This is a genomic window from Bacillus paranthracis, assembly GCF_024296885.1.
In the GTDB taxonomy this organism is placed as follows: Bacteria; Bacillota; Bacilli; order Bacillales; family Bacillaceae_G; genus Bacillus_A; species Bacillus_A paranthracis.
The window spans coordinates 2,808,319-2,821,536 of record NZ_CP101135.1 but is presented as its reverse complement, the minus strand read 5'-3'; the positions used below and the strand labels follow the sequence as shown (position 1 = coordinate 2,821,536).

Sequence of the window (13,218 nt, the reverse complement as noted above, 5' to 3'; positions counted from 1 at the left end):
GAAATATGAATGTATATCCGAATATCTCATATATAGCTAAACTAATTGCTGAACCTACAAGAGCAATCATCTTAGATTGTTTAATGAATAATCAAGCACTACCTGCTAGCGAATTGGCTTATATGGCAAAGGTGTCACATCCAACAATTAGTTCTCACCTTTCTAAATTAGTAGAGGGGAATCTACTGACAGTTGAACAACATGGTAGACATCGTTACTATCGACTTGCTAATCAAGAGGTAGCAGAGGTTCTTGAAAAGTTAGGAACAATCGCACCAACAGTTCAAGTTCGTTCTTTAAAACAATCAGATCAACTAAAACAAATTCGTTATGCTCGAACTTGTTACGATCATCTTGCAGGTAGACTCGGTGTAGAGATAACCGAAAAATTATTAGATAAGGAATTTATCATTTTAGAGAAAGGAGAATACATTGTAACGGAACAAGGTAAGCAATGGTTTCTGAATTTTGGAATAAATATTGAAACGGCAAATATAAAGAGAAGAATATTTGCAAAACCTTGTCTTGATTGGAGTGAACGACGCTACCATATTTCTGGTTGGTTAGGATCTGCAATAGCAAAACTATTTTTTGAACAGGAATGGATTACAAAAAAAGATAAGAATCGGGCTGTCCATCTTACAAGAAAAGGTATGAAGTTCTTGAAAGACGAATTAGGCATTGACATGGAAAATAAAGAAATGAAATAACCTGAGTCTATACAAATGTAGACTCAGGTTATTTCATTTCTTTTAAAAATCTTTAGTGATATTTGCGCACGGCAAATCAACCTCGTTTGCTTTACGGAAAGAGATTAACTGCAAAAATAGTAGTTGAGACGATTCTATTAAATTAGTAATCATATTCATTGAAAATTATGCGTAAGAATATAGTAAATGAAGGGAGATATAAAATGAATAAAGTGAAACTGAAAGTATTTAATATAAAGTATGTCATGATATGTATTTTATTCACGATTATATGTATTCTCACTTCATTCTTCATTTCTAGTAATTCAAACGTATTTAAATCTTATTATATTAATCAATTATTAGGAACGAATTCTACGAAAGGTCTTATGTATATGATAGGCAGTGAAAATCGTTATTTTGCCGAAGAATTTCATAAAGAAAAAGGACGAGCGTCTTTGGAATCTTTTTTACTTTCACTTTCTACAAATATTAATGTAAATGACCTCCGGAGCTTATTAACTCGAGAACTTCCAAATATGAATCAATTTTATTCAGAAATATTAATTGCCGGAGAAGGAACAGATTATACGAACATTCCTGAAGAATCCGGCATTCCTTTAGAGAATATTCAAGATAAAGGTACTGCTGTTAAACACCCAAAGAGTGAGAAAGAAAACAATTCAAATACACAAAATAACGGTGAAAATAAAGTTTTTATTTATCATACACATAGTTGGGAGTCGTTCATTCCTCTCATTCCAGGTGCTACTATACCTGATGATGCCTCTAGTACAAATAATGAAGTGAACATTACGTTTGTTGGAAATTATTTAAAACAAAAGTTAGAAGAAAAAGGGATAGGTGTTTCACATGATACGACGAATATGAGGGATTTTCTGCGAAGTAAAAATTTAAATTGGGCTCAATCTTATAAAGGGTCCCGTCAAATATTACAAGATAAATTAGCACAAGATAAAAATATTATGTTTCCTATTGATCTTCATAGGGACGATGCCCGAAAAAATATTACAAAGAAAACGATTAATGGAAAGGATTATGCACGACTCTATTTTATTTTAGGACGAGAAAATCCTAACTATGAAAAAAATAAAAAAATAGTAACGGCAATAAATTCATATTTAGACGAGAAGTATTACGGTTTAAGCCGAGGTATTTTTATTAAAGATCGTAAAAGCGGCAATGGAGTATATAATCAAGACCTTTCCCCAAATGCATTACTTATTGAAATGGGAGGGGTAGATAATACACCAGAAGAATTATATGCTTCCGTTGATGCATTAGTAGAAGCATTTAGCCACTATTATAATGAAGTGACTAAGAAAAATAACTAAATATAGAGGGAAAACTTAGTGTTTTTGTAAAATGAAAAGGAGTGACACCTAGTCAGGCGTTCTAGGGGGTTACTCCTTTTTTGTAGAATATGAAAAATATAAGATTACCAATACACGTTATCAATTGAAAAAATCTTTCTTTTCATTCTTCTTTTTATCGTTTTATAGGAGAATGCTATGCTTCTTATTTCACCTACTGTATAATAAGAAAAAAGCACGAAAAGAGGTTATCTCATGCTAGAGGTTATTGCAACATGTTTAGAAGATGTAAAACGAATTGAACGAGCTGGCGGAAAGCGAATTGAATTAATTTCATCTTATACAGAAGGCGGTTTAACGCCGAGTTATGCTTTTATAAAAAAAGCGGTAGAAGCAGTACATATACCAATTCACGTTATGATTCGTCCGCATGCAAAGTCTTTTACATATACGGAAGAGGAAATTGAAATGATGAAAGAAGATATTGAAGTTGCTCAGAAATTAGGAGTAGCTGGTGTTGTATTAGGTGTATTAAATGAACGAAATGAAGTAGATGAAGAGAAACTAGCGGATTTATTATCTGTGGTAGATGGGATAAATGTCACATATCATCGTGCAATAGACGACACAGAAAATCCAGTAGAAGCAATGAGAACTTTAAAGAAGTTTCATAAAGTAACTCACGTCTTAACTTCAGGTGGACAAGGAAATATAGTAGAGAATATTCCGGTGCTTACAGAAATGCAAAAGGTAAGTGATGGTCAAATTCAGCTTGTAGCTGGAGCTGGCGTGACGAAAGGAAATATAAAGCAATTGCTAGATGCAACAGGAATTTCGCAAGCTCATGTCGGTACAGCGGTAAGAGAAGGGAAATCATGTTTTGCTGAAATTGATCTTGATTTCGTACAAGAATTAGTTCAAATCATACAATAAACAATTAAGAAAGAGGAGAAACGATGAAGGAAAATACGAAGAAAGAATTATTCTCATGGGCAAAAACGATAGGATTTACCCTTGTATTAATCGCAATTATTCGCGGTGTTTTATTTACACCGTCATTAGTACAAGGCGAATCGATGATGCCCACTTTAGAAAATAACGAACGAGTTCTCGTGAATAAGATTGGTTACAGTATAAGTGGATTAGAACGCTTTGATATTATCGTCTTCCACGGAAAAGAAGGATATGATTTAGTAAAACGAGTAATTGGTTTACCAGGCGATACAGTTGAGTATAAAAATGATGTGTTATATGTAAACGGAAAAGCGATGGAAGAACCATATTTAAAAGAGTTTAAAGAAAAAGCAGCAGGCCGTGTATTAACTCCAGACTTTACGTTAGAACAAATCACAGGAAAAACGAAAGTGCCAGAAGGTCAAGTATTTGTTTTAGGGGATAATCGTGAAGTTTCTAAAGACGGTCGTATGTTTGGATTTATTTCAGAAGATGAAATTGTCGGAAAAGGACAAGCTGTTTTCTGGCCGTTGAAACAAGTAAGAGCGCTATAAAGAAAGAAGTATGGGAGAATATATATTCTTCCATACTTTTTTTGTTGATAGAATTGAAAGAATATTTTATAATTTTAAATTATATGTTTGTTTCGAAAAATGGAATTTAAGTTCCGAAATTCGGAATAAGAGGGAGATGGAATGAGTATAAATAAAACGGCAGTTAAGACAATGGATATTTTACAGTTGTTTTATGAGCATGAAGAGCTAAGTTTAACAGAAATGGTTCAGCTTACAAGTATGCCGAAAACATCGGTTTATCGTTTAATTGGCTCGTTAGAAGAAATGGAGTTTTTACAAAAAAACGAAAAGGGGAAATATCGTCTAGGAGTCGTTTTTTTACGGTTCGGTCAACTTGTTTCACAAAGACTATCCGTAAGAAATATTGCAATTCCATATATGAAAGAGCTTAGAGATAGTTTAGGGCAGGCAGTTAATTTAATTATTCAAGATGGTAATGACGCGATTTATGTGGAAAAGATGGAAGGCGTTCAGCCTGTACGTGTGTATACGGCGGTTGGAAGACGAGCGCCACTTTATGCCGGTGCATGTCCGAGAATTTTACTATCGTATTTCTCAGAGGAAGAGAAACAGAAATACATAGAGGAAACGGATTTAAAACAATTTGCAGATGGAACAATCGTAGATAAGAAACAATTGTTAGAAGTGTTACAAATGGCGAAAAAGGAAGGACATACCATTAGTTATTCGGAGTTAGAAAATCATACAGCAGCTATAGCAGTGCCCATTTTCGCAAGCGACGGAACGGTTGTAGCAGGCATTAGTATTTCAGGATTAGCAATTGAGTACAACGAAAGTAACATTCCATATTTTATCGCGAAGGTAAAAGAGACAGCGAATCGCATTTCGAAAGAACTCGGCTTTTTGGCATAGAAAGAGGGAGTAGGATGAAATTTTCTGCGTTAGGGGATCAAGCAATTATTGTTACATTTGGTGAAGGAATTGGAATGGATACTTATGAAAAAGTGCAGCAATTATTTCAAGCGCTGCAGCAACATCCGTTTGTAGGGATGGTTGAATGTGTTCCGTCGTTTACTTCATTAGCTGTTTACTACAATTTGTATGAAGTATGGAAGGGAAATGATAGAAAGATAAGACCATATGATTACGTATGCCAATATATAACTGGAATGTTAGATACGTATAAGGAAGAGCTGAAACGAGATGTGAAACATATTTCTATACCCGTTTGTTACGGGGGAGAATATGGACCTGATTTAGAAGAGGTGGCACATTATCACGGTTTACAAGTAGAAGATGTCATTCGCATACATAGTGAAACAACGTATTTTGTATATATGTTAGGCTTTACACCAGGGTTCCCATATTTAGGAGGACTATCAAAAGAACTAGAAACACCTAGAAAAGAAATACCGCGGTTACAAATCTCTCCTGGTTCGGTAGGAATCGGCGGAAATCAAACAGGTATTTATCCGCTTGAAACACCGGGTGGATGGAATATTATTGGCCGAACACCAATCTCCTTATTTAATCCGGAAGAAGAAACACCAACCTTTATTCAAAGCGGCATGTATTTACGATTTATCCCAATAACGAAGGAAGAGTACGTATCACTTGAGGGGGCTAAAGAATGGATGTAGAGGTTTTGCATGCAGGGATGTTTACAACAGTCCAAGATTTAGGACGATCTCATTATCAACAATACGGTGTGCCAGTTGGCGGGGCGATGGATCAAAGTGCACTTCGGATGATCAATATGTTAGTTGGTAATGAAGAGAATGAAGCGGCACTCGAAATGACGATTATGGGACCGAAATTGTTAATAAAGAAAACGACGTTACTTGCGATTGGCGGTGCGGATATGGAACCGTTACTAAATGGGGAGCGTATACCATTATGGCGTCCCATTTTAGCGGAAGAAGGTAGTATGCTTTGCTTTGGAAAAGTGAAAAGTGGTTGCAGAACGTATGTGACTTTTGCAGGTGGTATCCATATTGATCGTACGATGGGAAGCAAAAGTACTTACATACGTGCTGCGATTGGAGGTATAGAAGGAAGAATGTTGAAAAAGGGTGACTACTTCCAAATTGGTGTACAACCAGAAATGGCGAATCGTTTCGTTCAAGACTTACAAAAAGATGAGAGAATAAAAACGAAATGGGCAATTAGCAACAGCGTACTACCAAAGTATAAGAAACATCCTAAGCTTCGTGTCATAGCTGACTTTGAATATGATCAATTTACAGAAGAAAGCAAAAAGGCATTTTTTACGAAAGAGTATAAAGTATCTAATTACGCTGACCGTATGGGTTATAGGGTTGAAGGAGAAATTTTAAATAGAGCCGTTGAAAAAGAGATTTTATCGAGTTCTGTTACATTTGGAACCATTCAAGTTCCAAATGGTGGACAGCCGATTATATTAATGGCAGATAGGCAAACGACAGGTGGCTATCCGAGAATGGGAAATATCATTTCAGTAGATTTACCTCTTCTTGCCCAGTTAAAACCAGGGGACTATGTATCGTTTGAGAATATTACGCTTGAAGAAGCGGAACAATTGTACATAGAAAAAGAAGTAAATATGAATCTATTAAAAAAGTTCATCGCTTTACGAAGCTGAGTGCAGGAGGGAAATATCATGACTACAATTGATTTGAATTGTGATTTAGGAGAAAGTTTTGGCGCTTATAAAATGGGAAATGATGATGAAATTCTTCCGTTCGTTTCCTCTATAAACGTTGCATGTGGTTTTCATGCGGGTGATCCGTCCGTTATGCGACAAACAGTTGAAAAGGCAATGCAACATAACGTTGCGATAGGGGCACATCCCGGATTTCCAGATTTAATTGGATTTGGTAGAAGGAACATGAACGTTCCAGCAAGTGAAGTATACGATTATGTTCTATATCAAATTGGTGCATTAGACGGTTTTGTAAAAGCAGCTGGCGGGAAGATGCATCATGTGAAACCACACGGTGCTCTATATAATATGGCGGCAACTAATCCGGAAATTGCAGATGCAATTGCAAAGGCAATATATCATATAAATCCAAGTCTATTACTTTACGGATTAGCAAATAGCGAGGCGTTTATACAGGCTGCGGAAAAATACAATATAACTCTCGTACAAGAAGCTTTCGCAGATCGTACGTATAAGCAAGATGGAACATTAACGAGTCGTACGGAAGAAAATGCGCTTATAAAAAATGAAGAAGAAGCGATAAAGCAAGTGCTTCAAATGGTGAAAGAAGGCTATGTAAATTCGGTGAACGGCCAGAAAGTAGCCGTTCAGGCGCAGACGATTTGTTTACACGGTGATGGAGAGAAAGCTGTACAATTTGCGAGAAGAATATACAGAACATTCGAAAATAATGAGATTTCTATATGCACACCGAAATAAAATAATGAGGGGAAGTGTTGGAATTGGTGAAATTAATCGGGATATTACTTGTTGCAGTGGGCTTTTTATTTAGATTAAATACACTATTAGTCGTTATGGTTGCAGGTATTGTTACGGGGATGGTTTCAGGATTAAGCTTTTATGATGTGATCAGCATGTTCGGTAAATTTTTCATAGAAAATAGATATATGTCTATGCCTATCATATTAACTTTACCGGTAATCGGAATTTTAGAGCGTTACGGTTTGAAAGAAAGAGCAGAAGCACTTATAACGAAATCAAAAGGTGCAACAACTGGAAGAGTATTAATGTCATATTTTACGATAAGAGAATCATCAGCAGCACTTGGACTGAATATTGGAGGTCATGCACAAACAGTAAGACCGCTCGTTGCACCGATGGCAGAAGGGGCTGCGCAAGGTAAATACGGTAAATTGCCTGAAAAGTTAAGAGAAAAGATTAAAGCAAACGCAGCGGCTGCGGAAAATACTGCTTGGTTTTTCGGAGAAGACATTTTTATCGCAACGGGTGCTATTTTATTAATGAAAGGATTCTTTGATTCAGTAGGTATGCATGTAGGTGTATGGGATATGGCGCTTTGGGGTATTCCAACTGCAATATCTGCACTTATCGTAAGCTGGATTAGATTTAAAAGGTTTGATAAATATATAGCAAAAACGATGACATCAAAAGAAAAAGAAGAGAAGGAGGCGATATAAAATGAATATCATCACAATGGATACAATCTACTATGTATTAGGTATAATCGTTGCCTTTATCGCCGTTCGTATCGCATTCGATCGTGAACATCCAAATCGATTTGGTTCTAGCCTATTTTGGGCGTTATTTGCAGTTACATTTTTATTCGGAAATGTAATCCCTTCGTTTTACGTTGGCTGTATTGTACTCGCTATGGTTGTGTTAGCTTCACTAAATAAAGTAACAAAATCAGAGGAGAAAGAAGTTCCAGTACAAGAACGTGTAAAACATGCGGATAAATTAAAAAATAAAATCTTTATGCCTGCACTATTAATTCCTATTTTTACAATTATCGGTACGTTAACGTTAGGAAAAATTAAATGGGGAAATGTCTCCCTTGTTGATCCAGATAAAGTAACGCTAGTAGCATTAGCGTTAGGAGCATTACTTGCATTCGTTGCGGCGATGCGCATTACAAAATCGAAGATAACAACTCCTGTGCAAGAAGGAAGCAGACTATTACAAGCTGTCGGCTGGGCTGTTATTTTACCACAAATGTTAGCAGCACTTGGTGGTATTTTCGCGAAATCTGGCGTTGGACAAGTCGTTTCTGATTTAGTCGGCCAAGTGTTACCGACAGAGTATCCGTTCGTTGCTGTTATGGCGTACTGTTTAGGAATGATGCTTTTCACAGTCGTAATGGGAAATGCTTTCGCAGCGTTTGCCGTTATTACTGGCGGAATTGGTTTACCTTTAATTGTTCAAATGCACGGCGGAAACCCAGCGATTATGGCAGCGCTTGGTATGTTTGCAGGATATTGCGGAACGCTACTTACGCCAATGGCAGCAAACTTTAATATCGTTCCGGCAATGCTTTTAGAACTAAAAGATAAAAATGCCGTTATTAAAGCACAGGTACCAATTGCTCTTTCCATTTTCATTATTAATATGTTTATTATGTACGGCCTTGTATATCGTTTCTAATTAGGAGGATAAAACTATGAAAACAGTATTATTAACAGGATTTGATCCGTTCGGTGGAGAAAGTATCAATCCAGCTTGGGAAGTCGCAAAAAGTTTGCATGAAAAAACAATCGGAGAATACAAGATTATTAGTAAACAAGTACCCACTGTATTTCATAAATCAATCAGTGTATTAAAAGAGTATATAGAAGAACTAGCACCGGAATTCATTATATGCATTGGACAAGCTGGAGGTAGACCAGATATTACGATAGAGCGTGTCGCAATTAATATTGATGATGCAAGAATTGCTGACAATGAAGGAAACCAGCCGGTAGATGTACCAGTCGTAGAAGAAGGACCAGCTGCTTATTGGTCTACACTTCCGATGAAAGCAATTGTAAAAAGACTACAAGCAGAGGGCATACCGGCTTCCGTTTCACAAACAGCAGGTACATTCGTTTGTAATCACTTATTCTATGGTCTCATGCATGAACTAGAGAAACAGAATCACAAAGTAAAAGGTGGATTTGTTCATATTCCATTTTTACCAGAGCAAGCGAGTAATTATCCAGGGCAACCGAGTATGTCACTTTCTACTATTCGTAAAGGGATAGAGTTGGCAGTTGAAGTAACGACGACCGTTGAGGTGGATATTGTAGAGGTTGGTGGCACGACGCATTAAGTAGAATGAATTGTACGACACCTCCTGTAAACAACTGGTATAATATAGTATAGGAAAATACATAGAGGTGATTGTTGTGCAACAATTTGAAGAAGTACGTTCAATTTTAGAAAAAGCGAAGAAAATGACAGTATTAACAGGTGCAGGTGCAAGTACGGAAAGTGGTATCCCAGATTTTCGTTCAGCAAATGGATTGTATGCTGATGCGAATGTGGAAATGTACTTATCAAGAGGGTACTATAACCGAAGTCCGAAAGAATTTTGGAAGCATTATAAAGAAATATTTCAAATCAATACGTTTCATCAATATAAGCCAAATCGTGGACATCGCTTTTTAGCTGAATTAGAAGAAAAAGGAAAAGATATTACGATTTTAACGCAAAATATTGACGGTTTACATCAAGTAGGTGGTAGTAAACATGTTATTGATTTACATGGCACACTGCAAACAGCACATTGTCCGAAGTGTAAAACGGGATATGATTTGCAGTATATGATTGATCATGAGGTGCCGCGCTGTCAGAAGTGTAATTTCATTTTAAATCCAGACGTTGTTTTATACGGAGATACATTGCCGCAATATCAAAATGCGATAAAACGTTTATATGAAACAGATGTGCTTATCGTTATGGGAACGTCATTAAAAGTACAACCCGTTGCTTCATTCCCAGAAATCGCAAAGAGAGAAGTAGGAGCAACAACCATTTTAGTAAATGAAGAGTTAACAGGACAAGAATATAACTTTGATTATGTTTTTCAAAATAAGATTGGTGAATTCGTTGAAGGATTGTCTTCAAGGAAATAAGTTATCGAAAAAACTGAGGTATCCGCCTCAGTTTTTTATTTGAGTAATCGTTATACTAAGCAGCGTGAAAACATGTCGATAATGTAGTAACAACATCTCTATAATTAATAAAAAAGTGTTTCGTAGGTAAAATAGCAGAGTAAGAAGTAGTATTATTTTTAACGAATACACAATCGTCATAAAGTAAGCTAATTTGTAGCTGTTGTAAAGGTTTTATTTGGTGTTGTTTTATATATAAAACTAAGTCTTCGTAAAGTTGTCTACTAAAATCACTTACAGACCATTCTAATGAAAGCTGACCTGCTATGCTAGTCCACCATACTTTAAAACTACATATTAATTCTTTGAATAATTCTTTATTACATAAATGATTATCAAAAAGATTCTCATAAAAGATATGGTTTTCATCATAAAAAATTTGCGAATCATACTTGTCATTAGCCATTTGTTTGCGAAGTGAATGCCATAATTCTTTGAAATTTGCTTCAAAGTTAGTAGAAAAATTGAATTGTCTTGCTATGTAAGGAAATTTTAAATTTTCCTTTTTCTCTTTTTGGTTGAGATAAATATTTTGAATATAAATCATAAAGTTTAAACAATGGGGCGCATTAGTATGTATTGTAAATGAATCTGTCATTTTCGTTCTCTCCTTAAGTAATGTCTTTTATGAATTTATTTCTTTAGTATACAAATAAATGTAAACTAATGGTATAAAAATAAATTTGTACCATTGTTCTTTTAGAATAATATTCATGTTATTGTGCATTAAGGGAATGGTAATAAATAGGATATAAAATTAAAAAACTGAAAATTAAATCTTTTATTTCTTTTATAATTAATATAAAATTCTATATATATCATATAAATAAATTTGATACATAATGGTTCCATGTAGAAATGTTAATAGAATGAAGCGAGGGAGCGAAATGAGACAGAAAAAGGAGCAGAAGAAACAATCGAAAAAGAAAAAGACTCATATTCCTTTTCGGTTAAATGTACTATTTTTTATCGTCTTTCTTTTATTTTCAGCTATTATAATTCAATTAGGTAAAGTACAAATCATTGATGGAGAAACGTATAGAAATGAAGTGAACAAAAAGGAAGATGTAACGGTAAGTACACCTGTTCCTAGAGGGAAAATGTTTGATCGACAAGGTCAGGTGATTGTAAATAATAAACCACTACGAACCGTTACATATACGAAAATGAAAGGAGTAGATTCGAAAGAAGTTTTACAAGTAGCAAGACAGTTAGCCCAGTTAATTGAAATGTCGCCAGAGGATATAGACAAGTTAACAGAAACAGATAAAAAGGATTTTTGGATGCAGTTAAATGAAAAGCGGGCAGCAGAAAAAGTAACGAAAGAAGATGAGAGTAAATTTAGGAAGCAGGAGATAGAAGGGAAAGAATTAGATAAAAAAGTGGAAGAGTTACGTAGGGAAAGAATTACACAAGAAGAATTAAGCGAACTTTCAAAAGAAGACCTAGAAGTACTAGCTATTAAAAGCAAAATGAATGCGGGATATAAAATGACGCCGCAAATCGTTAAAAAAGATGTAAGTCAAAATGAATATGCAGTCGTAAGTGAAAGATTGGCAAGCTTGCCCGGAGTAGATACGACAGTAGACTGGGAACGTGAATACCCAAATGATAAAATACTTCGTTCTATTCTTGGTAGCGTTTCTACTGAAAATGAAGGATTGCCAAGGGAACAATTAGATTATTATTTAGTGCGTGATTATAACCGAAATGACCGCATTGGTAAGAGTTACATCGAAAAGCAATATGAAGACGCATTACATGGAACGAAAGAGCAATCTAGAAGCATTACAGATAAAGCAGGAAATATAATCCGGACAGAAAAAGTGACCGAAGGAAAAAGTGGAAATAATTTAATGTTAACAGTAGATATGGAGTTACAGAAAAAAGTAGAGGAAAGTCTTGAAAAGAATTTACGAGCATTTCATTCTGCAGAGCCGATGATGGATCGTGCATTCGTTGTAATGATGAACCCGAAAAACGGTCAAATTTTATCGATGGCAGGAAAGAAAATTGTAAATAAAGATGGCGGGATGCAAATAGAGGACTATGCTTTAGGGACAATGACAAGTTCTTATGAGTTAGGGTCAACTGTGAAAGGGGCTACATTATTAGCCGGCTATCAAACTGACACAATTAAGCCGTATACACATTTCTTTGATGCACCTATGTATTTTAAAGGAAGCTCTAAGCCGAAGAAATCGTGGAAAGACTTTGGTGATATTGATGATTTAAGAGCTTTACAAGTTTCATCAAACGTATATATGTTTAATACAGCATTAAAGATGGCAGGTATAAATTATGTGCCAAACAATCCATTAGACATTAAACAAGAGACATTTAATAAAATGCGCTACTATTTTAGACAATTTGGTTTAGGTGTACCGACTGGTATTGACTTGCCGAATGAATCGATTGGTCAAATGGGTAGAACGGATAACGTACCTGGTTTTTTACTTGATTATGCGATTGGACAGTACGATACATATACGCCGCTTCAACTTGCTCAATATATTTCAACCATTGCAAACGGTGGTTACAGAATGAAACCGCAAATTGTGCAAGAAGTGAGAGAACAACCACATAGACCAGAGGATGTTGGAAAAGTTATTCGATCTATTGAACCAGTTATTTTAAATCGAGTGGATATGAACACTTCATACATTAATCATGTAAAAGAAGGATTTAGAAGGGTTTTTCAAGAGAATGACGGAACAGGTACTGCAACGTTTAAAGGATTACCGTATAAACCAGCTGGAAAAACAGGGACAGCTGAAACTGTGTATGGTGGAGAAAGTGAAATTGGAAGAGATGAAAACAATAATAGAAAAAAATGTTATAATTTAACTCTTGCCGGTTATGCGCCGTATGATGCTGATCCGGAAGTAGCTTTTTCAGTTGTTGTACCATGGGTAAATGATGACAAATCAGGAATTAATTCCGCAATTGGTAAAGAGATTTTGGATGCGTATTTTGAATTGAAAGCGAAAAGAGCAGGTGGAAATCCAGTCCCAGTAGAGCAGCCGAACAAGGCCCAGTAAAAATCATATCACTGCATTGAGACATATGGTGCAGTGATATATTTTTTGATTTAAAAAGCGTTTGAATAAGGTG

At 35.6% G+C, this 13,218-nt stretch carries 14 protein-coding genes; 13 read left to right on the top strand and 1 reads right to left on the bottom strand.

Features of this window, described 5'->3' with window-relative positions; translation table 11 throughout:
• Window positions 1-5: 5 nt before the first annotated feature.
• The 12 genes from NLJ82_RS14535 to NLJ82_RS14480 all read left to right on the top strand — a co-directional run bounded on the left by NLJ82_RS14535 (window position 6) and on the right by NLJ82_RS14480 (window position 10,065).
• Window positions 6-710 carry an ArsR/SmtB family transcription factor gene (locus NLJ82_RS14535; protein ID WP_001103799.1) on the top strand — a complete coding sequence of 235 codons (705 nt, stop codon included), beginning with the start codon at window positions 6-8 and terminating at the stop codon, window positions 708-710.
• A gap of 203 nt (window positions 711-913) precedes the next feature.
• Window positions 914-2,044, top strand: a complete 1,131-nt coding sequence (gene spoIIP / locus NLJ82_RS14530; RefSeq protein WP_001045267.1) for a stage II sporulation protein P — start codon at window positions 914-916, stop codon at window positions 2,042-2,044.
• 234 nt (window positions 2,045-2,278) lie between these two features.
• Window positions 2,279-2,956, top strand: a complete 678-nt coding sequence (locus NLJ82_RS14525) for a copper homeostasis protein CutC (RefSeq protein ID WP_000895075.1) — start codon at window positions 2,279-2,281, stop codon at window positions 2,954-2,956.
• Between the two features lie 23 nt (window positions 2,957-2,979).
• Window positions 2,980-3,531 carry a signal peptidase I gene (gene lepB / locus NLJ82_RS14520; RefSeq protein ID WP_000662493.1) on the top strand — a complete coding sequence of 184 codons (552 nt, stop codon included), beginning with the start codon at window positions 2,980-2,982 and terminating at the stop codon, window positions 3,529-3,531.
• A 141-nt stretch (window positions 3,532-3,672) separates the two neighbouring features.
• Window positions 3,673-4,425: an IclR family transcriptional regulator gene (locus NLJ82_RS14515; protein ID WP_000026403.1), complete on the top strand. Its 753-nt coding sequence runs from the start codon at window positions 3,673-3,675 to the stop codon at window positions 4,423-4,425.
• 14 nt (window positions 4,426-4,439) lie between these two features.
• Entirely contained in the window at window positions 4,440-5,153 is a 714-nt protein-coding gene (pxpB, locus tag NLJ82_RS14510) for a 5-oxoprolinase subunit PxpB (protein ID WP_000672295.1), read from the top strand.
• Window positions 5,144-6,133, top strand: coding sequence for a 5-oxoprolinase subunit C family protein (locus NLJ82_RS14505; protein ID WP_000382221.1), 990 nt, complete (start codon window positions 5,144-5,146; stop codon window positions 6,131-6,133). Before pxpB ends, NLJ82_RS14505 begins: the two co-directional genes overlap by 10 nt.
• Before the next feature lie 18 nt (window positions 6,134-6,151).
• Complete coding sequence (gene pxpA / locus NLJ82_RS14500) at window positions 6,152-6,913, top strand: 5-oxoprolinase subunit PxpA (RefSeq protein WP_000207335.1); 762 nt, start codon at window positions 6,152-6,154, stop codon at window positions 6,911-6,913.
• 23 nt (window positions 6,914-6,936) lie between these two features.
• Window positions 6,937-7,632, top strand: coding sequence for a DUF969 domain-containing protein (locus NLJ82_RS14495; RefSeq protein ID WP_000239801.1), 696 nt, complete (start codon window positions 6,937-6,939; stop codon window positions 7,630-7,632).
• A 1-nt stretch (window position 7,633) separates the two neighbouring features.
• Window positions 7,634-8,596 (top strand): DUF979 domain-containing protein, encoded by a 963-nt coding sequence (locus NLJ82_RS14490; protein WP_001021655.1) that lies wholly within the window; start codon window positions 7,634-7,636, stop codon window positions 8,594-8,596.
• Window positions 8,597-8,612: 16 nt separating this feature from the next.
• Window positions 8,613-9,260, top strand: coding sequence for a pyroglutamyl-peptidase I (gene pcp, locus NLJ82_RS14485; protein WP_000859735.1), 648 nt, complete (start codon window positions 8,613-8,615; stop codon window positions 9,258-9,260).
• Window positions 9,261-9,336: 76 nt separating this feature from the next.
• On the top strand, window positions 9,337-10,065 hold the full coding sequence (locus NLJ82_RS14480; protein WP_001183812.1) for an NAD-dependent protein deacylase: 729 nt from the start codon (window positions 9,337-9,339) through the stop codon (window positions 10,063-10,065).
• Between the two features lie 55 nt (window positions 10,066-10,120).
• On the opposite strand, the gene NLJ82_RS14475 is transcribed toward NLJ82_RS14480, so the two are convergent.
• Window positions 10,121-10,702 carry a hypothetical protein gene (locus NLJ82_RS14475; protein ID WP_000132274.1) on the bottom strand — a complete coding sequence of 194 codons (582 nt, stop codon included), beginning with the start codon at window positions 10,700-10,702 and terminating at the stop codon, window positions 10,121-10,123.
• A 289-nt stretch (window positions 10,703-10,991) separates the two neighbouring features.
• On the opposite strand from NLJ82_RS14475, the gene NLJ82_RS14470 reads away from it, so the two are divergent.
• Entirely contained in the window at window positions 10,992-13,145 is a 2,154-nt protein-coding gene (locus NLJ82_RS14470; protein ID WP_001249210.1) for a peptidoglycan D,D-transpeptidase FtsI family protein, read from the top strand.
• Window positions 13,146-13,218 lie beyond the last annotated feature (73 nt).

What these genes read in the sequence shown, in the direction of transcription:
- NLJ82_RS14470 (WP_001249210.1), top strand. Translation starts at nt 10,992, where the DNA reads ATGAGACAGAAAAAGGAGCAGAAGAAACAATCGAAAAAGAAAAAGACT.
- NLJ82_RS14490 (WP_001021655.1), top strand. Translation starts at nt 7,634, where the DNA reads ATGAATATCATCACAATGGATACAATCTACTATGTATTAGGTATAATC.
- spoIIP (WP_001045267.1), top strand. Translation starts at nt 914, where the DNA reads ATGAATAAAGTGAAACTGAAAGTATTTAATATAAAGTATGTCATGATA.
- pxpA (WP_000207335.1), top strand. Translation starts at nt 6,152, where the DNA reads ATGACTACAATTGATTTGAATTGTGATTTAGGAGAAAGTTTTGGCGCT.
- NLJ82_RS14475 (WP_000132274.1), bottom strand. Translation starts at nt 10,702, where the DNA reads ATGACAGATTCATTTACAATACATACTAATGCGCCCCATTGTTTAAAC.
- NLJ82_RS14505 (WP_000382221.1), top strand. Translation starts at nt 5,144, where the DNA reads ATGGATGTAGAGGTTTTGCATGCAGGGATGTTTACAACAGTCCAAGAT.
- lepB (WP_000662493.1), top strand. Translation starts at nt 2,980, where the DNA reads ATGAAGGAAAATACGAAGAAAGAATTATTCTCATGGGCAAAAACGATA.
- NLJ82_RS14535 (WP_001103799.1), top strand. Translation starts at nt 6, where the DNA reads ATGAATGTATATCCGAATATCTCATATATAGCTAAACTAATTGCTGAA.
- pcp (WP_000859735.1), top strand. Translation starts at nt 8,613, where the DNA reads ATGAAAACAGTATTATTAACAGGATTTGATCCGTTCGGTGGAGAAAGT.
- pxpB (WP_000672295.1), top strand. Translation starts at nt 4,440, where the DNA reads ATGAAATTTTCTGCGTTAGGGGATCAAGCAATTATTGTTACATTTGGT.
- NLJ82_RS14515 (WP_000026403.1), top strand. Translation starts at nt 3,673, where the DNA reads ATGAGTATAAATAAAACGGCAGTTAAGACAATGGATATTTTACAGTTG.
- NLJ82_RS14525 (WP_000895075.1), top strand. Translation starts at nt 2,279, where the DNA reads ATGCTAGAGGTTATTGCAACATGTTTAGAAGATGTAAAACGAATTGAA.